Here is a 22736-nt window from a genome sequence, read left to right on the forward strand (position 1 = left end):
CAATCTGGCTATTTAAGTGGCTTAGAGGTTAAAGATTAGATATATAGAAAAATATGGAGGAGAAGAAAGATGACAAACTTTGACAAAATGGAACAGAACTTTGCAGCTCTTACAGAAGAAGAGTTGACGGATGTGAATGGGGGGATTGCTTGGGAGATGGTCTCTGTAGGTATCGCAATTGGTTGGGGAATTTACCAAGTTGGTGAAGCTGCTGGCAAAACATTCTATTATATTACTCATCCATAATTTTTGATAAATATGAGCAAAAAAACATTTTGGATTATACTATTCGTTATTACAATAGTAGTAACTGCTATTGGTTTAGGATTATCTGCATATAATTATTTTGTTTTTGACAGACCTTTTTTTAATAGTACTACTAAAGGACTGCTATCTGCGTTTTTCTTGAGTGTATTAATGATTATTGTGGGTATGTTGAAAGAACATTAATTTTTATTAGTAAAATGAAGGAGGAAATATGTTAAATTTACAAACGTTGGAACAAAACTATCCAACTTTAAGCGATCTTGAACTACAAGAAGTAGATGGCGGGGGAGTGCTACTTTTCGTTGGTGGAGGAATTGTTTCTCTCGGACTCCTAGCTTGGGGTGCCTATAATGGTTATCAGTCAGCAGCGAGAGGTGGCTAATATAAACAAAATAAATCTACCTACGTAGTTTGAATATTTTGATATACCTACGATTTCATCATTCTTGATGACAGTTATCTTACTTTATAGAAATATCATTTCAGAATAGTTTATTTCTAGACATTCATTTTTTAACGGTTACTTTAAGCAGGCAGAACTTTTGTTCTGCTTTTTACATTTAAATGATAGTTTATGCTTTTGAAAGTGCGTTTTAGGTGCATAAATGGTTTATTTGGGAATATTTTCCTGTTTTTATCCTTATTTGGTTAAAATAATCTTACAAAGTTTTTAAGAGATTATTAGAAAAAAGGAGATGGATATGAAATTTGGGAAAAGGCACTATCGTCCCCAAGTGGATCAGATGGATTGTGGCGTGGCTTCCTTGGCCATGGTATTTGGCTACTATGGTAGTTATTACTCCTTGGCTTATCTACGAGAACTAGCTAAGACGACTATGGATGGGACGACTGCTTTGGGTCTTGTAAAAGTGGCAGAGGAAGTTGGTTTTGAAACGCGAGCTATCAAGGCGGATATGACGCTCTTTGATCTGCCAGATTTGACCTTTCCTTTTGTGGCTCATGTGCTCAAGGAAGGGAAATTGCTCCACTACTATGTGGTGACAGGTCAGGATAAGAAGACAATCCATATCGCTGATCCAGATCCAGGTGTTAAGCTGACCAAGATTTCCCGTGAGCGATTTGCGCAAGAATGGACAGGAGTCAGTCTCTTTATGGCTCCGTCTCCAGACTATAAACCCCATAAGGAGAAAAAACAGGGGCTCCTATCCTTCTTGCCAATCTTACTCAAACAGCGTGACTTGATTGCTAATATCGTTTTGGCAACACTCTTGGTAACCCTGATCAATATCGTGGGCTCCTATTATCTGCAGTCTATCATTGACAGTTACGTACCAGACCAGATGCGTTCGACGCTGGGTATCATCTCAATAGGACTAGTCATCGTCTATATCCTCCAGCAGATTTTGTCCTATGCGCAGGAATATCTTTTACTTGTTCTGGGGCAACGGCTGTCGATTGATGTGATTTTGTCCTACATCAAGCATGTTTTTCACCTGCCGATGTCCTTTTTCGCGACACGTAGGACAGGAGAGATTGTATCTCGTTTTACGGATGCTAACAGTATCATCGATGCGCTGGCGTCGACCATTCTGTCGATTTTCCTAGATGTGTCGACGATTTTGATTATCTCGCTGGTCTTGTTTTCACAAAATATGACGCTCTTTTTCATTAGTCTACTTGCGCTTCCCATCTATACAGTGATTATCTTTGCCTTTATGAAGCCTTTTGAAAAGATGAATCGGGATACTATGGAAGCCAATGCGGTTCTGTCTTCTTCTATCATCGAGGACATCAACGGTATTGAGACCATTAAGTCGTTGACCAGTGAGAGTTCGCGCTATCAAAAGATTGACAAGGAATTTGTGGCTTATCTGAAAAAATCTTTTACCTATAGTCGGGCAGAAAGCCAGCAAAAGGCACTGAAAAAAGTTGCCCAGCTCCTGCTCAATGTTGCTGTTCTCTGGCTGGGAGCTATTCTGGTCATGGATGGCAAGATGAGTTTGGGCCAGCTGATTACCTATAATACTTTGCTTGTTTACTTTACCAATCCTTTGGAAAATATCATTAACCTGCAAACCAAGCTTCAGACAGCGCAGGTCGCCAATAACCGTCTGAACGAGGTCTATCTGGTCGCTTCGGAGTTTGAGGAGAAGAAAACGGTCGAAGATTTGAGCATGATGAAGGGAGATATGACCTTTACGCAAGTTCACTATAAGTATGGCTATGGTCGTGACGTCTTGTCGGACATCAATTTGACCATTCCTCAAGGCTCTAAGGTAGCTTTTGTCGGGATTTCAGGGTCAGGTAAGACGACCTTGGCCAAGATGATGGTTAATTTTTACGACCCTAGTCAGGGAGAGATTAGTCTGGGTGGTGTCAATCTCAATCAGATTGATAAAAAAGCCTTGCGCCAGTACATCAACTATCTGCCTCAACAGCCCTATGTCTTTAACGGAACGATTTTGGAGAATCTTCTCCTTGGAGCCAAGGAGGGGACGACGCAGGAAGATATCTTACGAGCAGTTGAATTGGCTGAGATTCGGGAGGATATCGAGCGCATGCCACTGAATTATCAGACAGAATTGACTTCGGATGGGGCAGGTATTTCTGGGGGGCAACGGCAGAGAATTGCTTTGGCGCGTGCTCTCTTAACGGATGCGCCTGTTCTGATATTGGACGAGGCGACTAGTAGTCTGGATATCTTGACAGAAAAGCGGATTGTCGATAATCTCATGGCTTTAGACAAGACCTTGATTTTCATCGCCCACCGTTTGACCATTGCTGAGCGGACAGAAAAGGTTGTTGTTTTGAATCAGGGCAAGATTGTCGAAGAAGGTACCCATGCAGACTTGCTTGCACAGGATGGCTTTTACGCCCATTTGGTGAATAGCTAGAAAGAGGAGAGGATGAAACCAGAATTTTTAGAAAGTGCGGAGTTTTATAATCGTCGTTATCATAATTTTTCCAGTCGGGTGATTTTACCTATGTCACTTCTGCTCGTGTTTTTACTAGGATTTGCAGTTTTTGCAGAGAAGGAGATTAGTTTGTCTACCAGAGCGACTGTCGAACCTAGTCGGATCATTGCCAATATCCAGTCGACTAGCAACCAACGCATTGTGGCCAATTATCTAGAAGAGAACAAACTAGTCAAGCAGGGTGATCTACTCGTTCAGTACCAGCAAGGGGCGGAAGCTGTTCAAGCTGAAGCATACGCCAATCAGTTGGAGATGTTAAAGGATCAAAAAAAGCAGCTGGGTTATTTGCAATCCAGTTTGAAGGAGGGGAGTGATCAATTTCCAGAGGCGGATAAGTTTGGATATCAGGAGATGTTTCGAGACTATCTCAGCCAAGCTAGTAGTCTTAGGAGCAATGTTTCGCAGCAAAATGCCAACATCTCCTCGCAGAATGCGGCAGCAAGTCAGAGCCAGACCGAGATTGGCAATCTTATCAGTCAAACACAGGATAAAATTCGAGATTATAAAACAGCTAAGTCGGCGATTGAAACAGGGGATCAACTGGATAGTCAGAATCCAGCCTACTCTTTTTATCAGACCTATAAAAATCAAGGTGAAGAAGATCCGCAAGCTAAATCGCAAGTTATTGCGCAAGTGGATGCACAAATTGCTCAGCTAGAGTCCAGTCTAGCTACGTATCGTGTACAGTATGCGGGTTCTGGAGCTCAACAGGCTCATGCAACGGGACTGGATAGTCAACTGGAATCGCTCAAATCTCAGCACTTAGTCAAAGTCGGTCAGGAATTAACTCTTTTGGATCAGAAAATTTTGGAGGCGGAATCGGGTAAGAAGGTACAGGGAGGTCTCCTAGATAAAGGGAAGATTACAGCAAGTGAGGATGGGGTGCTTCACCTCAATCCTGAGACTAGTGAATCTACGATGGTCGCAGAAGGAACCCTGCTAGCCCAACTCTACCCATCCTTGGAAAAAGAAGGGAAAACCAAACTCACAGCTTATCTCAGTTCAAAAGATGTTGCTAGAGTCAAGATTGGGGACTCTGTTCGTTATACTACGACTAATGATGCGAAGAATCAAATTTTCCTGGATTCTACGATTACAAGTATCGATGCGACAGCTACAAAGACTGAAAAAGGGAATTTCTTTAAAATTGAGGCGGAGACCCATCTGACTTCTGAGCAGGCTGAAAAACTTCGCTATGGTTTAGAAGGCCGCCTGCAGATGATTACGGGAAAGAAAAGCTATCTCCGTTATTTTTGGGATCAATTTTTGAATAAAGGGTAATATTCGTGTTTTTCAGAGGATAAATGATTTTAAAACTGTAAGAAGAGTTCATCTTGCAGTTTTTCTTTACGCTTAAAATAGGAAAATGTTATTTATTCGTAAAAACCTTGAATTTTCCATGCTTTTGTGGTAGAATGTGCTCAAGTAAAACGAAAGGCGAACTTTAAAATGTCAAAACAACTGATCTATTCGGGAAAAGCTAAGGATATCTATACAACTGAGGATGAAAATCTCATTATTTCAACTTACAAGGACCAGGCAACTGCTTTTAACGGTGTCAAGAAGGAGCAGATTGCGGGCAAGGGAGTGTTAAATAATCAGATTTCATCTTTTATTTTTGAGAAATTAAATGCGGCTGGTGTAGCGACTCATTTTGTGGAGAAGCTTTCGGATACGGAACAACTCAATAAAAAGGTTGAGATTATTCCTTTGGAAGTTGTGCTCCGCAACTACACGGCTGGTTCCTTTTCAAAACGTTTTGGCGTCGAAGAAGGTATTGCATTTGAGACTCCAATTGTCGAATTTTACTATAAAAATGATGATTTGGATGATCCCTTTATCAATGACGAGCATGTGAAATTCCTTAAAATTGCGGATGACCAGCAGATTGCCTACTTGAAAGAAGAAACCCGTCGTATCAATGAGCTCTTGAAAGCTTGGTTTGCTGAGATTGGTCTTAAGTTAATCGATTTTAAACTGGAATTTGGTTTTGATAAGGATGGCAAGATTATCTTGGCAGACGAATTTTCACCAGATAACTGCCGTTTGTGGGATGCAGATGGCAACCACATGGACAAGGATGTTTTCCGTAGAGGACTAGGTGAATTGACTGACGTTTACGAGATTGTCTGGGAAAAGTTGCAAGGTTTAAAATAACATCTTCAAGGTCGTTTGGGAACATTGCAAGAGCTGAAATAAAGGAATAAGAATTGATGAATAAACGTATTTTTGTTGAAAAAAAGGCTGATTTTCAGGTCAAGTCAGAGAGTTTGGTAAGGGAGCTCCAGCACAACTTGGGACTGTCAACTTTGAAAAGTATTCGCATTGTGCAAGTTTATGATGTCTTTGATTTGGCAGAGGACTTGTTTGCACCCGCAGAGAAACACATCTTCTCTGAGCAGGTAACAGACCGTGTCTTGGACGAAGCGGCCGTGCAAGCGGATCTTGCCAACTATGCTTTCTTTGCCATTGAAAGCCTGCCAGGACAGTTTGATCAGCGTGCAGCTTCTTCACAGGAAGCCTTGCTTTTGCTGGGAAGTTCGAGTGATGTGACGGTCAACACAGCTCAACTTTACTTGGTTAATAAAGATATTGATGCGACTGAGTTGGACGCGGTCAAGAACTATCTGCTCAATCCAGTGGATTCTCGTTTCAAGGACATCACGACAGGGATTGCCAAGCAGGAATTTTCAGAGTCAGACAAGACCATTCCAAAATTGACTTTCTTTGAAAGCTATACGGCAGAAGACTTTGCCCGCTACAAGGCAGAGCAAGGGATGGCCATGGAAGTGGACGATTTGCTCTTTATCCAAGACTATTTTAAATCAATCGGGCGCGTGCCAACTGAGACTGAGCTTAAGGTTTTGGACACTTACTGGTCTGACCACTGCCGTCATACGACTTTTGAGACTGAGTTGAAGAATATCGACTTCTCAGCTTCTAAATTTGAAAAACAATTACAGGCAACCTATGATAAATATATCGCTATGCGTGAGGAATTGGGACGCTCTGAAAAACCACAAACCTTGATGGATATGGCGACTGTTTTCGGTCGTTACGAACGGGCTAATGGGCGTTTGGACGACATGGAAGTGTCTGACGAGATCAATGCCTGCTCGGTCGAAATCGAGGTGGATGTTGATGGGGCCAAGGAACCTTGGCTCCTCATGTTCAAGAACGAAACCCACAACCACCCAACGGAAATTGAACCATTTGGTGGAGCTGCAACCTGTATCGGTGGTGCTATTCGTGACCCATTGTCAGGTCGTTCCTATGTTTATCAAGCCATGCGTATCTCAGGTGCTGGAGATATTACAGCACCGATTTCAGAAACTCGTGCTGGTAAATTGCCACAACAGGTCATTTCTAAAACAGCGGCTCACGGTTATTCTTCATATGGTAACCAGATTGGGCTTGCGACGACCTACGTTCGTGAGTATTTCCACCCAGGCTTTGTAGCTAAACGCATGGAGTTGGGTGCCGTTGTCGGTGCTGCTCCTAAGGAAAATGTAGTCCGTGAAAAACCGGAAGCCGGTGACGTGATTATCTTGCTCGGTGGTAAGACTGGGCGTGATGGTGTCGGTGGTGCGACAGGATCTTCTAAGGTTCAAACAGTTGAGTCTGTAGAGACTGCCGGTGCTGAGGTTCAAAAAGGGAATGCCATCGAAGAACGCAAGATTCAGCGCCTTTTCCGCAATGGTGATGTCACTCGTCTCATCAAGAAATCCAACGACTTTGGAGCAGGTGGTGTCTGTGTGGCTATCGGTGAATTGGCAGACGGTCTTGAAATCGATCTCAACAAGGTTCCTCTTAAATACCAAGGTTTGAACGGTACAGAAATTGCTATCTCTGAATCACAAGAACGGATGGCAGTTGTGGTGCGTCCTCAAGACGTAGATGCCTTCGTTGCCGAATGTAATAAAGAAAACATTGACGCGGTTGTTGTGGCAACAGTGACTGAAAAACCAAATCTTGTCATGCACTGGAATGGTGAAACCATCGTCGACTTGGAACGTCGTTTCCTTGATACAAACGGTGTGCGCGTAGTTGTTGATGCCAAGGTTGTGGACAAGGATGTCAAACTCCCAGAAGAACGCACAACAAGTACTGACACACTTGAAGCTGATACCCTTGCGGTTCTATCGGACCTCAACCATGCGAGTCAAAAAGGATTGCAAACTATTTTTGACTGTTCGGTCGGTCGTTCAACAGTCAATCACCCACTTGGTGGTCGCTACCAACTCACACCAACTGAGGCATCTGTGCAGAAATTGCCAGTTCAACACGGTGTGACTCACACTGCGTCAGTCATGGCCCAAGGCTTTAACCCTTATGTGGCAGAATGGTCTCCATACCACGGTGCTGCTTATGCGGTTATCGAAGCAACTGCTCGTTTGGTTGCTACTGGTGCCAACTGGTCCAAGGCTCGCTTCTCTTACCAAGAGTATTTCGAGCGGATGGATAAACAAGCAGAGCGTTTTGGTCAGCCGGTAGCAGCTCTTCTAGGCTCTATCGAAGCACAAATTCAGCTTGGCTTGCCATCTATCGGTGGTAAGGACTCTATGTCTGGTACCTTTGAAGAATTGACTGTACCGCCAACCTTGATTGCCTTTGGGGTGACGACGGCAGATAGCCGTAAGGTCCTCTCTCCTGAGTTCAAGACTGCTGGTGAAAACATCTACTACATCCCAGGTCAAGCCCTATCTGCAGAGATTGATTTTGACTTGATTAAGTCTAACTTTGCCAAGTTTGAAGGCATTCAAAAGGCTCACAAAGTGACATCTGCATCAGCTGTTAAATATGGTGGTGTTCTTGAAAGCTTGGCTCTTGCTACTTTTGGAAATCATATCGGTGCAGAGGTAACCCTGCCTGAACTTGAAAATTCTTTGACAGCTCAGCTAGGCGGATTTGTCTTCACATCTCCTGAAGAAATCATTGGAGTTGAGAAGATTGGTCAAACGAAAGCAGACTTTACACTCCTTGTCAACGGTGTGAAGCTAGATGGACACAAGCTTGACAGTGCCTTCCAAGGAAAATTAGAAGAAGTTTACCCAACAGAATTTACCCAAGCAAAAGAATTGGCTGAAGTACCAGCTGTGGCATCAGATGCTGTGATTAAAGCTAAAGAAACTATTGAAAAACCAGTGGTTTACATCCCAGTCTTCCCAGGAACCAACTCGGAATATGATTCAGCCAAGGCATTTGAAAAAGAAGGTGCAGAGGTTAACTTGGTGCCATTCGTGACCTTGAATGAAGAGGCTATTGTCAAGTCAGTTGAAACTATGGTTGACAACATCGGCAAGGCTAACATTCTCTTCTTTGCAGGTGGATTCTCAGCTGCGGATGAGCCAGATGGATCAGCTAAGTTTATTGTCAATATCCTTCTTAATGAAAAAGTGCGTGCAGCGATTGATAGCTTTATCGCTCGTGGTGGCTTGATTATCGGTATCTGTAATGGATTCCAAGCCCTCGTCAAATCAGGTCTTCTTCCATACGGAAACTTCGAGGATGCAAGCAGCACTAGTCCAACCCTCTTCTACAATGATGCCAACCAGCACGTGGCCAAGATGGTGGAAACTCGGATTGCCAATACCAACTCACCATGGTTGGCTGGAGTACAAGTGGGCGATATCCATGCCATCCCAGTATCGCACGGTGAAGGGAAGTTTGTTGTGACGGCCGAGGAATTTGCGGAGCTCCGTGACAATGGCCAAATCTTTAGCCAATACGTTGACTTTGAAGGCAAACCAAGCATGGATTCTAAGTACAATCCGAATGGTTCGGTAAATGCCATCGAAGGAATTACTAGCAAGAATGGTCAAATCATCGGTAAAATGGGACACTCAGAACGTTATGAAGACGGTCTTTTCCAAAACATTCCAGGGAATAAAGACCAGCACCTGTTTGCGTCGGCTGTACGTTATTTCACAGGGAAATAAAAGGTATAAAAAATGACATACGAAGTAAAATCTCTTAATGAAGAATGTGGTGTTTTCGGTATCTGGGGACATCCAGATGCTGCTAAATTGACCTATTTTGGGCTCCACAGTCTTCAGCACCGTGGTCAGGAGGGGGCAGGAATCCTCTCCAATGATCAAGGGAAACTAAAGCGTCATCGTGACATGGGGCTTTTATCAGAAGTGTTCAGAAACCCAGCTAATTTGGATAAACTGACTGGAACGAGCGCGATTGGGCATGTGCGTTATGCGACTGCTGGTGAAGCTTCTGTTGACAACATCCAGCCCTTCCTCTTTCGCTTTCATGATATGCAGTTTGGACTTGCTCATAACGGAAACCTGACCAATGCTGAATCGCTCAAGAAAGAATTGGAACAAAGAGGCGCTATTTTCAGTTCAACTTCGGACTCGGAAATCTTGGCCCACCTCATTCGTCGGAGTCACAATCCGAACTTGATGGGCAAAATCAAAGAGGCGCTCAGCCTTGTCAAAGGTGGATTTGCTTATATCCTGCTGTTTGAGGACAAGTTGATTGCTGCGCTTGATCCTAATGGTTTCCGTCCACTTTCTATTGGGAAAATGGCCAATGGAGCAGTTGTGGTTTCATCTGAGACCTGTGCCTTTGAAGTTATTGGTGCCGAGTGGATTCGTGATGTGAAACCAGGGGAAATTGTGATTGTGGATGACAATGGGATTCAGTACGATAGCTATACGAATGATACCCAGTTGGCGATTTGCTCTATGGAGTATATCTATTTTGCCCGTCCTGACTCTAATATCCATGGTGTCAACGTCCATACTGCACGCAAACGTATGGGAGCGCAATTAGCGCGTGAGTTCAAGCACGAAGCAGATATTGTGGTCGGTGTGCCAAATTCCTCACTCAGCGCAGCTATGGGATTTGCAGAAGAATCTGGTCTGCCAAATGAAATGGGTCTCATCAAAAACCAATACACGCAACGCACCTTTATCCAACCGACTCAAGAATTGCGGGAGCAAGGGGTGCGGATGAAACTGTCTGCTGTTTCGGGCGTTGTCAAAGGCAAACGTGTGGTGATGATTGATGATTCCATTGTTCGCGGGACGACCTCTCGCCGTATCGTTCAGCTTTTGAAAGAAGCAGGTGCGTCTGAGGTTCATGTTGCTATTGGGAGTCCAGCGCTAGCTTATCCATGTTTTTACGGGATTGATATCCAGACGCGTCAGGAGCTGATTGCGGCCAATCATACGGTCGAAGAAACTCGCCAAATCATTGGTGCGGATAGCCTGACCTATCTTTCGATTGATGGCTTGATTGATTCTATCGGCATCGAAACAGATGCGCCGAATGGTGGTCTCTGTGTCGCTTACTTTGACGGCGACTACCCAACTCCTCTCTACGACTATGAAGAAGACTATCGTAGAAGTTTGGATGAAAAGACCAGTTTTTACAAATAGACGGATAAAGACTCTCCATGAAAGGAAAGGAAGAGAAGATGACAAATAAAAATGCTTATGCGCCACGTCTCGCTACTGACTAAAAGCTAAAGCATTTGTCAGTAGACGCTTTGCCCTATGGGACCAAAGCTAGAGCCCTGACTAGTATTTTTAGATAAAATAATTGTTTATCTAAAAATACGTCGCAATCTTCTCAAAGAAAAGGAAAAATAAAATGGCAAATAAAAATGCGTACGCCCAGTCGGGTGTAGATGTTGAAGCGGGTTATGAAGTTGTTGAGCGGATCAAAAAGCATGTGGCTCGCACGGAGCGTGCGGGTGTCATGGGAGCTCTGGGTGGTTTCGGTGGCATGTTTGACCTTTCAAAAACAGGTGTCAAAGAGCCGGTCTTGATCTCAGGGACTGACGGTGTCGGAACCAAGCTCATGCTGGCCATCAAGTACGACAAGCATGATACGATTGGGCAGGACTGTGTGGCCATGTGTGTCAATGACATCATCGCTGCAGGTGCGGAGCCTCTTTACTTCCTTGACTATGTAGCGACTGGCAAGAATGAACCAGCTAAACTAGAACAAGTCGTTGCTGGTGTGGCAGAAGGCTGTGTGCAGGCAGGCGCAGCCCTCATCGGTGGGGAAACAGCTGAAATGCCAGGTATGTATGGCGAAGATGACTATGACCTGGCTGGTTTTGCGGTCGGTGTGGCAGAAAAATCTCAAATCATTGACGGTTCAAAGGTGGCAGAAGGTGATGTTCTTCTCGGACTTGCGTCAAGTGGGATTCACTCAAATGGTTACTCTCTGGTTCGTCGTGTCTTTGCCGACTACACAGGTGAGGAAGTCTTGCCAGAATTGGAAGGAAAGAAACTCAAAGAAGTTCTTCTTGAACCGACTCGTATCTATGTCAAGGCTGTCTTGCCTCTCATCAAGGAAGAGCTGGTCAACGGTATTGCCCACATCACAGGTGGTGGTTTTATCGAGAATGTCCCTCGTATGTTTGCAGATGATTTGGCTGCAGAGATTGAGGAAAGCAAGGTTCCAGTGCTTCCGATTTTCAAAGCACTTGAAAAATACGGTGAAATCAAGCATGAAGAAATGTTTGAAATCTTCAATATGGGTGTGGGACTCATGCTGGCAGTTAGCCCTGAAAATGTAGGTCGTGTCAAGGAATTGCTGGATGAACCAGTCTATGAAATTGGTCGTATCGTCAAGAAAGAAAACGAAAGTGTCATCATCAAATGAAAAAAATAGCGGTTTTTGCCTCTGGTAATGGCTCAAATTTTCAGGTGATTGCCGAAGAGTTTCCGGTGGAGTTTGTCTTTTCAGACCATCGTGACGCCTATGTGCTCGAGCGTGCAGAAAAGCTCGGCGTCCTGTCCTATGCTTTTGAACTCAAAGAGTTTGAGAACAAGGCAGACTACGAAGCAGCCCTTGTCGAACTCTTGGAAGAACACCAGATTGACTTGGTTTGCCTCGCCGGCTACATGAAAATCGTCGGCCCAACCTTATTGGCGGCTTATGAAGGTCGAATTATCAACATTCATCCAGCCTACCTGCCCGAATTTCCAGGAGCTCATGGAATTGAGGACGCTTGGAATGCTGGCGTAGACCTGTCTGGCGTGACCATTCACTGGGTGGACTCGGGTGTGGATACAGGCAAGGTCATCAAACAAGTACGCGTACCACGACTAGCTGATGATACCATGGATAGCTTTGAAGCTCGCATTCATGAGGCTGAGTACAAGTTGTATCCAGAGGTGTTGGATAACTTGGGAGTGGAGAGAAGGTAAGAGGTAAATCAAGTTTTGATTGCGCAATCTTGCTAGGAGAAAAAATGATTGAACTGAAATTGGTAGATGAGAGCAGTTTTCAGGCAGTGCTGGATTTGAAAATATCAGAAGCTGATGAACGAGCACGTTTCGTAGCTCCAAATGTGCGCTCTTTAGCTGATGCATGGCTCTACCGGAAAAACGAAGATGTGTTTCCGATGGCAATCTATTGGGATAAGCAAGTGGTTGGCTTTCTCCTGCTAGAAATAGACAAGGATGAAGCGGAATACTTTATCTGGCGGATAATGATTGGTCAGCAGTACCAAGGAAGAGGTTATGGTCGAAAAGCCTTGGAAGTTCTAATCAAAGAGGCTCAGATGGATAGAGCTTGCAGTCATATTACCGCAGATTATGTGGTTGGAAATGAAAAAATGAAGCACCTGTTGACTAGTCTGGGTTTTCAGGAAACAGGATTTATAGAAGAAAATAACGAAGTCGCTATGCGCTTGGATCTAAAGAAAGAGGAATAGAATGACGAAAAAGGCCTTAATCAGCGTCTCAGACAAAGCGGGCATTGTTGAATTTGCCCAAGAACTTAAAAAACTCGGTTGGGAGATTATCTCGACAGGTGGGACAAAGGTTACCCTTGATAATGCTGGGGTGGAGACCATTGCAATTGATGATGTGACGGGCTTCCCAGAAATGATGGACGGTCGTGTTAAGACCCTCCATCCAAATATCCATGGTGGGCTCCTCGCTCGTCGTGACTTGGATAGTCACCTTCAAGCGGCTAAGGACAATAAGATCGAATTGATTGACCTTGTTGTAGTCAACCTTTACCCATTCAAGGAAACGATTCTCAAACCAGACGTGACATACGCGGTTGCGGTTGAAAACATCGATATCGGTGGGCCATCTATGCTTCGTTCAGCAGCTAAAAACCATGCCAGCGTGACGGTTGTGGTAGACCCTGTTGACTATGCTGTGATTTTGGACGAATTGGCAGCAAATGGTGAAACGACTTATGAAACTCGTCAACGTTTGGCAGCCAAGGTTTTCCGTCACACTGCGGCTTATGATGCTTTGATTGCGGAATACTTCACAGCTCAAGTGGGCGAAGCAAAACCAGAAAAACTCACTTTGACCTATGACCTCAAGCAAGCCATGCGCTATGGGGAAAATCCTCAACAGGATGCCGACTTCTACCAAAAAGCTTTGCCGACTGACTACTCGATTGCTTCAGCAAAACAGCTCAACGGTAAGGAATTGTCATTCAACAATATTCGTGACGCTGATGCGGCGATTCGTATCATTCGTGATTTCAAAGACCGTCCAACCGTTGTGGCTCTCAAACACATGAACCCATGTGGAATTGGTCAAGCTGATGACATCGAAACTGCTTGGGATTATGCTTATGAGTCTGACCCAGTGTCTATCTTTGGTGGAATTGTCGTCCTTAACCGTGAGGTGGATGCTGCGACAGCTGAGAAGATGCACGGCGTTTTCCTCGAGATCATCATCGCACCGAGCTATACGGATGAAGCGCTAGCCATTTTAACCAATAAAAAGAAAAACTTGCGCATCCTTGCCTTGCCATTTGATGCTCAAGATGCTAGTGAGGTAGAGGCAGAATACACAGGTGTAGTCGGTGGGCTCCTCGTTCAAAATCAAGACGTGGTCAAGGAAAGCCCAGCTGACTGGCAAGTGGTGACCAAACGCCAGCCAACCGAGACAGAAGCGACTGCTCTTGAGTTCGCTTGGAAAGCAATTAAGTACGTCAAATCAAACGGTATCATCGTGACCAATGATCACATGACACTCGGTGTTGGCCCAGGACAAACCAACCGTGTGGCTTCTGTTCGTATTGCGATTGACCAAGCTAAAGACCGCCTTGACGGCGCTGTGCTTGCTTCTGATGCCTTCTTCCCATTTGCAGATAACGTGGAAGAAATTGCTAAAGCAGGCATTAAAGCCATCATCCAACCAGGTGGCTCAGTTCGTGACCAAGAGTCTATTGAAGCTGCTGACAAATACGGCTTGACTATGGTCTTTACAGGCGTGAGACATTTTAGACATTAAGAAAATAAAAGGGAAGAAAACAGTTTCTTTCCTTTTTTTGCGTAAAAACGCGGAGCAAAACAAGATTAAAACGAACGTTTGTGTTATAATATTAGTAAATAATTCGCAAAAGAGGTTGTAAGATGAAGCTGTTAGTTGTCGGCTCGGGTGGTCGTGAACATGCCATTGCTAAGAAGTTGCTTGAGTCAAAAGACGTTGAAAAAGTCTTTGTAGCTCCTGGGAATGACGGGATGACTCTGGATGGTCTGGAATTGGTAAATATTTCTATTTCCGAACATTCTAAATTGATTGAGTTTGCAAAAGCCAACGATATTGCTTGGTCCTTCATTGGTCCAGATGACGCCCTTGCGGCTGGGATTGTGGATGAGTTCAATGCAGCTGGTCTCAAAGCCTTTGGTCCGACAAGATTGGCAGCGGAGCTGGAGTGGTCCAAGGATTTTGCTAAGGAAATCATGGTCAAGTACGGCGTTCCGACAGCAGCCTATGGCACATTTTCTGACTTTGAGGAAGCCAAGGCCTATATCGAAGAAAAAGGCGCTCCAATCGTAGTCAAGGCAGACGGTTTGGCCCTTGGGAAAGGTGTCGTCGTTGCTGAAACGGTTGTGCAAGCAGTCGAAGCAACTCACGAGATGCTTTTGGACAATAAATTCGGTGACTCAGGTGCGCGTGTGGTTATCGAGGAATTCCTCGAAGGCGAAGAGTTCTCTCTCTTTGCTTTTGTCAATGGTGACAAGTTCTACATCATGCCAACGGCTCAGGATCACAAACGTGCCTATAACGGCGACAAAGGGCCTAACACGGGTGGTATGGGTGCCTATGCGCCAGTTCCACACTTACCACAGAATGTAGTTGATACAGCGGTTGAGACTATTGTCAAGCCAGTCCTTGAGGGCATGATCCAGGAAGGGCGCCCCTATCTTGGTGTTCTTTATGCGGGGCTTATCTTGACAGCTGATGGACCTAAGGTTATCGAGTTTAACGCTCGTTTCGGAGATCCAGAAACGCAAATTATCTTGCCTCGTCTGACATCTGACTTTGCACAAAATATTACGGATATCCTCGATGGTAAGGAGCCAAACATCACCTGGACGGACAAGGGTGTGACACTTGGTGTAGTTGTCGCGTCAAACGGCTACCCGCTAGACTATGAAAAAGGTGTTGCATTGCCAGCAAAAACAGAGGGCAACATCATCACTTACTATGCCGGAGCTAAGTTTTCGGAAAATAGCAGATCACTGCTGTCAAATGGCGGACGTGTCTATATGCTCGTCACCACAGCCGATACCGTCAAAGACGGACAAAACATTATTTACAGTGAACTCGCCCAACAAAACACAGAAGGCCTCTTTTACCGTACGGATATCGGTAGCAAGGCGAACAAATAAAATTTCAAAAGCGACTGAGTCGCCAAACCCGATAATGGTCGCATAACTTGCGAGCGTTAGCGAGCTAGTATAAGGATAATCGTCACAGTAGTGGAACTCCTAGTAGCAAAGCTACTAGGAGCGGAAAACTGGAGACTCAGGCTCCAGTTTTAGTAATGGAACGCCCTAGGCGGTCGCTTACGTCCCCACCACCTAAGACCATTATCAAAAAAGGAAGAAAAAGGAAAAATTATGATTAAACCAGTAATTTCCATCATCATGGGCTCAAAATCCGACTGGTCAACCATGCAAAAAACTGCCGAAGTCCTAGACCGTTTCGGTGTAGCCTACGAAAAGAAGGTTGTCTCTGCCCACCGTACACCAGACCTCATGTTCAGACATGCTGAAGAAGCTCGTAGTCGTGGTATCAAGGTCATTATCGCAGGTGCAGGTGGGGCAGCCCATTTGCCAGGAATGGTGGCTGCTAAAACAACCCTTCCAGTTATTGGTGTACCAGTTAAATCACGTGCCCTTAGTGGTGTGGACTCGCTCTATTCTATCGTACAGATGCCGGGTGGCGTGCCTGTTGCGACTATGGCTATCGGTGAAGCAGGAGCGACAAATGCGGCCCTCTTTGCCCTCCGTCTCCTCTCAGTAGAGGATCAAGCTATCGCGACAGCTTTGACAGATTTCGCAGAGGAGCAAGGAAAAATCGCAGAGGAGTCTACAAATGAGCTCATCTAAAACAATCGGAATTATCGGTGGCGGTCAGCTTGGGCAGATGATGGCCATTTCTGCTATCTACATGGGGCACAAGGTTATCGCGCTGGATCCTGCGGCGGATTGCCCGGCTTCTCGTGTGGCGGAAATCATCGTGGCGCCTTATAACGATGTAGATGCCCTCCGTCAGTTGGCTGAGCGTTGCGATGTCCTCACCTATGAATTTGAGAATGTAGATGCTGACGGTCTGGATGCTGTCATCAAGGATGGACAACTCCCTCAAGGTACCGACCTGCTTCGCATCTCTCAAAACCGGATCTTTGAGAAAGACTTCCTCTCAAACAAGGCCAAAGTCACTGTTGCACCTTACAAGGTTGTGGCCTCAAGCCAAGATTTGGCAGATATGGACCTGTCGAAAAACTATGTCCTCAAGACTGCGACTGGTGGCTACGATGGCCATGGACAAAAGGTCATTCGCTCAGTAGAAGATTTGGCAGAAGCCTATGCGCTAGCTGACTCAGCAGACTGTGTCTTGGAAGAATTTGTCAACTTCGACCTTGAGATTTCTGTCATCGTATCAGGAAATGGCAAGGATGTGACAGTCTTCCCAGTTCAGGAAAATATCCACCGCAACAATATCCTGTCTAAGACCATTGTGCCAGCTCGCATTTCAGAAAGTTTAGCTGAAAAAGCCAAGGCAATGGCAGTGCGAATCGCTGAACAGCTCAAGTTGTCTGGAACCCTCTGTGTGGAAATGTTTGCGACGGCTGATGATATAATCGTCAATGAGATTGCCCCACGGCCACACAACTCTGGCCACTACTCAATCGAAACCTGTGACTTCTCCCAGTTTGACACGCATATCTTGGGTGTTCTAGGAGTGCCACTTCCAGCAATCCACCTTCATGCACCAGCCGTTATGCTCAATGTTCTTGGTCAGCATGTCGAGGCTGCCGAAAAATATGTTACAGAAAATCCCAGCGCCCACCTCCACCTGTATGGTAAAATAGAAGCAAAGCACAACCGTAAGATGGGGCATGTGACTTTGTTTAGTGATGAACCAGATAGTGTAGTTGAGTTTGGAGAGGGGATTGATTTTTAAAATGACAGAAGAATTTGATGAATTGCTAGATGATGAAATAACGACCGTTACACTGACTTAAGATTGCGGATAGAGAGGGGATTCATATTTTAGAGAGCTGGCAATCAGCTAGTCTTAGAATATTCTTGTTCCGTGAAGGAAGTTAAGGATTATCTGAGTAGTTACGGCCTTCCTAGACATACTGAGAGAATTTCATTTGAATTTTCTATACATGAAGACTCAAAAAATGATAATCTTTAAAGCTAAATGGAGACTAGTTTATGATTCGAATCATCGTAAACGCTTTTGTGGAAGAAGGCAAAGAAATTGCTGTTGTGGGAGTGCTCTTTGCCAGTGCCGACCATGAAAAAGTAAAAGCCAATATCAGGAATTAAAGATTCAATATCCAAACAATTATCTGGCTATCTATGATTTGCCATTGGATACAGATCTGAGTAGTTTGCCACACTATCCGTCGGTGGCGATAAGCAAGGAGGAGTTTAATTAGTCTATGAAAACTATCGGTCTGATTGGTGGTATGAGTTGGGAAAGCACCACATCTTACTACCAAATCATTAACGAAACCATCAAAAAAGAGCTGGGTGGTCTGCATTCTGCTAAAATTCTGCTTTACAGTGTTGATTTTGCAGAGATTGAGCATTATCAAGCAGTCGGGGACTGGGAGAAAAGCGGTCAACTGTTGGCAGATGTTGCTCATCGCTTGGAGCAAGCTGGTGCAGATTTCATTGTTATTTGTACCAACACCATGCACAAGGTTGCTCCGCAGATACAAGAAAAGATTATGATTCCAATCTTGCATATTGCGCAGGCAACTGCGCAGGCCTTGTTGGCTGACGGTATTCAAAAAGTCGGCCTCCTAGGGACCAAGTACACCATGACTCAAGATTTTTACAAGGAGAAATTAATAGAGTCTGGGTTAGAAGTGCTGATTCCAGACCAAGCTGGAATTACAGAGGTCAATCGAATTATTTATGACGAGGTCTGCCTAGGGGACATCAAAGAAAGCTCAAAGCAGACTTATCTTGCCGTTATAGATGATTTGAAAAAAGCAGGCGCTGAAGCTGTTATCTTGGGTTGTACCGAGATAGGCCTTCTCATCAAACAATTCGATACTGATCTGCCTCTCTACGACACCACGGTAATCCATGCAGAGAAAGCAGCGGAGTGGGCGGTGAATGATTATAGAGATTCAGTACAATCGAAAGATGGAGCATGTGACTTTGTTTAGTGATGTACTGGATAGTGTGGTTGAATTAGGGGAAAGGATTGATTTTTAGGATGATAGAAGAATTTGATGATGTATTTGAAGATGATATTACTACTCTAACATTTACTTATGCGGATGATGTAGTCATTCCAGAAATTCCAGATGCAGAAGGAATTCATATTGTAGCGAGAACAAATAATCAACTAATAATAGAGCATACGCGCGATGATGATGAGGTCTATGATTATATAAAGAGTTTTGGATTAACGAGCCGTCCTATAAAACTTTCGATTGAATTTTTTGCTTACGAAGATCCTGAGGAAGAAGAAAATTTTTAGAATTTAATGGAGAAAATCTATGATTCAAATCATTGTCAATGCTTTTGTTGAGAAGGATAAGACTGGAGCAGTTATAGAAGTTTTGTATGCTAGTAACAATCACGAAAAAGTGAAGGCTAAGTATGAAGAGCTAGTTGCTCAATACCCCGAAAACTATTTAGCAATTTATGATTTGCCATTGGATACTGATTTGAATACACTAGATCACTACCCGTCTGTATGGATTGGGAAAGAAGAGTTTGAAAAAATGGTAAAATTAAAAAAATTACAAAAGAAACTTTTAGAACTTGGCTATACTATTAGTGGTGAAGATCCAAAAGAAGGTGGAGAAGGTACTGTATACAAAGCGGAGAAAGAACAAAATCTTTATGCTATCAAAATTATTAAAGAATTAAGAAGGGATAGAGTTAAAAGATATAAACAGGAAATTGAAAGTGTTCAAGAATTAGATCATCCCAATGTTATCAAACCTAATTATGGAGAGTTATTGATTGATGGTGAAGAAGTTCAGTACAGTATCATGCCATTCTATGAAAATGATTTAAAAAAGATCATTCCCCAATTATTAGATTATGAGCAGATTTTTAACATTATTATTGAACTTGGAGAAGCTTTAAAGTACATTCATAGCAAAGGTATTATACACAGGGATTTAAAGCCAGAAAACGTATTGATTGCAGACGACGGACATCTAGTTTTAACGGATTTTGGTATTGCACATTTCAAAGATTCTAATCTAACTAAGAAAAATGATTTGTTAAATAACAGAGTATATCTGGCTCCTGAACAATATATTAAAGGTAATGCTCAAAATGTGACTCGAGCAGCGGACATTTATTCATTTGGATTAATTATTAATGAGTGTTTCACTAAAAGAGTCGCTCACGGTGACAATCCTCGGTTAATAAGTGATGAGTATCCATTTTTATTTAAACTTGATAATATAGTCAAAAAGATGTTAAGGCAGGATGTTGACAAAAGAATAAGTATTAATTGTGCTTTAAGTTTATTGAAAGAAGCTAGAGAAACTCTGTCTGAAGACTTAGATTACCTTAGTTCGGATTTAGAGGACGGATTTCCAGAAGATTTATCTCCTGAGGAACTAGAGAATATTTTAAACCAAGCTACTAAAGATGTTTATTTTGCGACTAAATTTAAGCTAGATGATATCGCTAAACAATATGAGTTGAATTACCATAAAAATATTGGATTTAGTGTCTCGCCTTACTTAAAAAAATTAGCTGCAGGTTATAAAATTTTAGATATTTGTCGTGAAAAATTCATCTATGAAGCTAAATATGAAAGTGGCCCATCTCTTTCATTTCTTGACGAAAGAGAGCATCAAGATCTTTATGATAGATTAGAGAGGGTTCTCAACACATATATGGTTTCAGGAAATGAGCTCTATGGACAAATAAAAAAATATTTTTCAGCATGTTTAGATTATCATGCTGAAGAGATTCTAACACAAATTGAAGATGAAAAATGGATGTTTGAAAATCTGTTTTATCACGTAGAAAATGCACCTATACTTTGGTTAAGGACGTTTTTATTAGAACTGGGTATTGAACAGAGTGAATTAGAAGATAATATTGTGATAAATTGGGATAGAACATTGACATATTCAGACAATGAGACAGAGTTGTCTTTGTTTAAAAAAGATACTGAATTTGAAAGAATTCAATATGAGAAGATTGAATTGATTTGTCAAGAGGTTATAAACCAATGGGCTATGTCATATGATTATCTTGATGATAAAACTATTAGATTTATATTTGCAGATGAACATCAATTTGAAAATTTTAAAGACTTTGCATCGAATATAACAAAATCAAATCATAATCTGTGGTTAGATTTCAATGATGATATTATTCAAAAATCTAAAGTCATTGATGATGAAATTATTCTGGACTTAAAAATCTCTTGGGAGATTGATTCAATTTTAGCAAAGATACTTGGTTTTAAGAAAATAAATTAAAATTTTCAGTAGTTGTTTAAACGCTCGAAATAAGCTAAAAATATAGGAAGGAACAAGGGAACTCGTATTCATCAAAACTGAATACGGGCTATGGACTTCCTAATTGTAAACAAAGAAAGGAAATGGGCATCTAGTTTGCAGAACTGAACCCGGGCAGACAGCTCGGAATTTAGATAAATCTCCTAGGACGCAAGCGTCTGTCGTTGGTTTCCTAAAATTCAGTTGCTTTCTAGTCGCCCTTGGTATCTTAATTATGATCAACCGTTACTCTCGCCCCGAAATGGCGAACATTTGGAGTGAAGAAAATAAATACCGTGCTTGGCTTGAGGTGGAAATCTTGGCTGACGAGGCATGGGCTGAATTGGGAGAAATCCCTAAGGAAGATGTGACTTTGATTCGCGAAAAGGCGGACTTTGACATCGATCGTATTTTAGAGATTGAGCAGGAGACGCGTCACGATGTGGTGGCTTTCACACGTGCGGTTTCTGAGACTCTTGGTGAAGAGCGCAAGTGGGTTCACTATGGTTTGACTTCTACTGACGTAGTAGATACTGCCTATGGTTATCTCTACAAGCAAGCCAATGACATCATCCGTCGTGACCTTGAAAACTTCACCAACATCATCGCTGACAAGGCTAAGGAGCACAAGTTCACCATCATGATGGGGCGTACCCACGGTGTGCACGCTGAGCCGACAACTTTTGGTCTTAAATTAGCGACTTGGTACAGTGAAATGAAGCGTAACATCGAGCGTTTCGAGCATGCGGCTGCTGGTGTGGAAGCTGGTAAGATTTCTGGTGCGGTTGGGAACTTTGCCAACATCCCACCATTTGTAGAGCAATACGTCTGCGACAAATTGGGTATCCGTGCTCAAGAAATCTCGACACAGGTCCTTCCTCGTGATCTTCACGCTGAGTACTTTGCAGTTCTTGCGAGTATCGCGACTTCAATCGAGCGTATGGCAACGGAGATCCGTGGTCTGCAAAAATCAGAACAACGTGAAGTGGAAGAGTTCTTTGCTAAAGGTCAGAAAGGGTCTTCAGCAATGCCTCACAAACGCAACCCAATCGGTTCTGAGAACATGACAGGTCTGGCGCGTGTTATCCGTGGTCACATGATTACGGCCTATGAGAATGTTGCCCTCTGGCACGAACGTGATATCTCTCACTCATCAGCTGAGCGTATCATCACACCAGATACGACCATTTTGATCGACTACATGCTCAACCGTTTTGGCAATATCGTCAAGAACTTGACAGTCTTCCCAGAAAACATGATCCGCAACATGAACTCTACATTTGGTTTGATTTTCAGCCAACGTGCTATGTTGACCTTGATTGAAAAAGGCATGACCCGTGAGCAAGCTTACGACCTTGTTCAACCGAAAACGGCTTACTCTTGGGATAACCAAGTAGACTTTAAACCACTGCTAGAAGCAGATCCAGAAGTGACATCACGCCTGACTCAAGAAGAAATCGACGAAATCTTCAATCCTGCATACTACACTAAACGTGTGGATGATATCTTTGAACGTATCGGACTCGGTGATTAATCCTAACAATAAAAAGCGAGATTCAATCTCGCTTT

General features: G+C 43.4%; 19 protein-coding genes and 3 pseudogenes. All 22 read left to right on the top strand.

The genetic code is table 11. The features are described from left to right. Positions 1–69 precede the first annotated feature (69 nt). Positions 70–246, top strand: coding sequence for a hypothetical protein (locus tag HMPREF1115_RS06530; protein ID WP_000180811.1), 177 nt, complete (start codon positions 70–72; stop codon positions 244–246). A 12-nt stretch (positions 247–258) separates the two neighbouring features. Continuing rightward, entirely contained in the window at positions 259–450 is a 192-nt protein-coding gene (locus HMPREF1115_RS12265) for a hypothetical protein (RefSeq protein ID WP_013670143.1), read from the top strand. A 28-nt stretch (positions 451–478) separates the two neighbouring features. Continuing rightward, complete coding sequence (locus tag HMPREF1115_RS06535; protein WP_000933509.1) at positions 479–649, top strand: H354_08695 family bacteriocin-like peptide; 171 nt, start codon at positions 479–481, stop codon at positions 647–649. A gap of 319 nt (positions 650–968) precedes the next feature. Beyond that, entirely contained in the window at positions 969–3122 is a 2154-nt protein-coding gene (gene comA / locus HMPREF1115_RS06540; RefSeq protein WP_000668334.1) for a peptide cleavage/export ABC transporter ComA, read from the top strand. A gap of 12 nt (positions 3123–3134) precedes the next feature. Next, positions 3135–4484: a competence pheromone export protein ComB gene (gene comB / locus HMPREF1115_RS06545; RefSeq protein WP_000801585.1), complete on the top strand. Its 1350-nt coding sequence runs from the start codon at positions 3135–3137 to the stop codon at positions 4482–4484. Between the two features lie 168 nt (positions 4485–4652). Next, a complete protein-coding gene (gene purC / locus HMPREF1115_RS06550) occupies positions 4653–5360 on the top strand; it encodes a phosphoribosylaminoimidazolesuccinocarboxamide synthase (RefSeq protein ID WP_000043286.1) in 708 nt (235 codons plus the stop codon). 56 nt (positions 5361–5416) lie between these two features. Further along, the gene (locus tag HMPREF1115_RS06555; RefSeq protein ID WP_001042269.1) at positions 5417–9142 is read left to right on the top strand and encodes a phosphoribosylformylglycinamidine synthase; all 3726 of its coding nucleotides are present in this window, start codon (positions 5417–5419) and stop codon (positions 9140–9142) included. Positions 9143–9154: 12 nt separating this feature from the next. Continuing rightward, entirely contained in the window at positions 9155–10597 is a 1443-nt protein-coding gene (gene purF / locus HMPREF1115_RS06560) for an amidophosphoribosyltransferase (protein WP_000220620.1), read from the top strand. Between the two features lie 214 nt (positions 10598–10811). Next, positions 10812–11834, top strand: a complete 1023-nt coding sequence (purM, locus tag HMPREF1115_RS06565; protein ID WP_001284586.1) for a phosphoribosylformylglycinamidine cyclo-ligase — start codon at positions 10812–10814, stop codon at positions 11832–11834. Continuing rightward, the gene (purN, locus tag HMPREF1115_RS06570; protein WP_000717492.1) at positions 11831–12382 is read left to right on the top strand and encodes a phosphoribosylglycinamide formyltransferase; all 552 of its coding nucleotides are present in this window, start codon (positions 11831–11833) and stop codon (positions 12380–12382) included. The genes purM and purN overlap by 4 nt, the downstream gene beginning before the upstream one ends. Positions 12383–12426: 44 nt before the next feature. Continuing rightward, positions 12427–12891, top strand: coding sequence for a GNAT family N-acetyltransferase (locus HMPREF1115_RS06575; protein ID WP_000571268.1), 465 nt, complete (start codon positions 12427–12429; stop codon positions 12889–12891). Position 12892: 1 nt separating this feature from the next. Continuing rightward, positions 12893–14440 carry a bifunctional phosphoribosylaminoimidazolecarboxamide formyltransferase/IMP cyclohydrolase gene (gene purH, locus HMPREF1115_RS06580; RefSeq protein ID WP_000161904.1) on the top strand — a complete coding sequence of 516 codons (1548 nt, stop codon included), beginning with the start codon at positions 12893–12895 and terminating at the stop codon, positions 14438–14440. Between the two features lie 122 nt (positions 14441–14562). Beyond that, positions 14563–15825 (top strand): phosphoribosylamine--glycine ligase, encoded by a 1263-nt coding sequence (gene purD, locus HMPREF1115_RS06585; RefSeq protein ID WP_000772217.1) that lies wholly within the window; start codon positions 14563–14565, stop codon positions 15823–15825. 234 nt (positions 15826–16059) lie between these two features. Next, on the top strand, positions 16060–16548 hold the full coding sequence (gene purE / locus HMPREF1115_RS06590; RefSeq protein WP_025170993.1) for a 5-(carboxyamino)imidazole ribonucleotide mutase: 489 nt from the start codon (positions 16060–16062) through the stop codon (positions 16546–16548). After that, complete coding sequence (purK, locus tag HMPREF1115_RS06595) at positions 16535–17626, top strand: 5-(carboxyamino)imidazole ribonucleotide synthase (protein ID WP_000099036.1); 1092 nt, start codon at positions 16535–16537, stop codon at positions 17624–17626. The genes purE and purK overlap by 14 nt, the downstream gene beginning before the upstream one ends. Before the next feature lie 260 nt (positions 17627–17886). Further along, positions 17887–18113: pseudogene (locus HMPREF1115_RS06600) on the top strand (phosphoribosylaminoimidazole carboxylase). A gap of 3 nt (positions 18114–18116) precedes the next feature. Continuing rightward, entirely contained in the window at positions 18117–18854 is a 738-nt protein-coding gene (locus HMPREF1115_RS06605) for an aspartate/glutamate racemase family protein (RefSeq protein WP_000848595.1), read from the top strand. After that, positions 18811–18903: pseudogene (locus HMPREF1115_RS12375) on the top strand (phosphoribosylaminoimidazole carboxylase); the annotation flags it as partial. The gene HMPREF1115_RS06605 and the pseudogene HMPREF1115_RS12375, both read left to right, overlap by 44 nt. 1 nt (position 18904) lies before the next feature. Next, positions 18905–19171: a hypothetical protein gene (locus tag HMPREF1115_RS06610; protein ID WP_000568773.1), complete on the top strand. Its 267-nt coding sequence runs from the start codon at positions 18905–18907 to the stop codon at positions 19169–19171. Positions 19172–19190: 19 nt separating this feature from the next. After that, positions 19191–19415, top strand: a pseudogene (locus HMPREF1115_RS12270) (hypothetical protein); the annotation flags it as partial. 3 nt (positions 19416–19418) lie between these two features. Next, the gene (locus tag HMPREF1115_RS11870; protein ID WP_232610110.1) at positions 19419–21149 is read left to right on the top strand and encodes a serine/threonine-protein kinase; all 1731 of its coding nucleotides are present in this window, start codon (positions 19419–19421) and stop codon (positions 21147–21149) included. 253 nt (positions 21150–21402) lie between these two features. Then, positions 21403–22701, top strand: coding sequence for an adenylosuccinate lyase (gene purB, locus HMPREF1115_RS06615; RefSeq protein ID WP_000610737.1), 1299 nt, complete (start codon positions 21403–21405; stop codon positions 22699–22701). Positions 22702–22736: the final 35 nt, after the last annotated feature.

Source organism: Streptococcus oralis SK610 (assembly GCF_000257455.1).
Taxonomy (GTDB): domain Bacteria; phylum Bacillota; class Bacilli; order Lactobacillales; family Streptococcaceae; genus Streptococcus; species Streptococcus oralis_CB.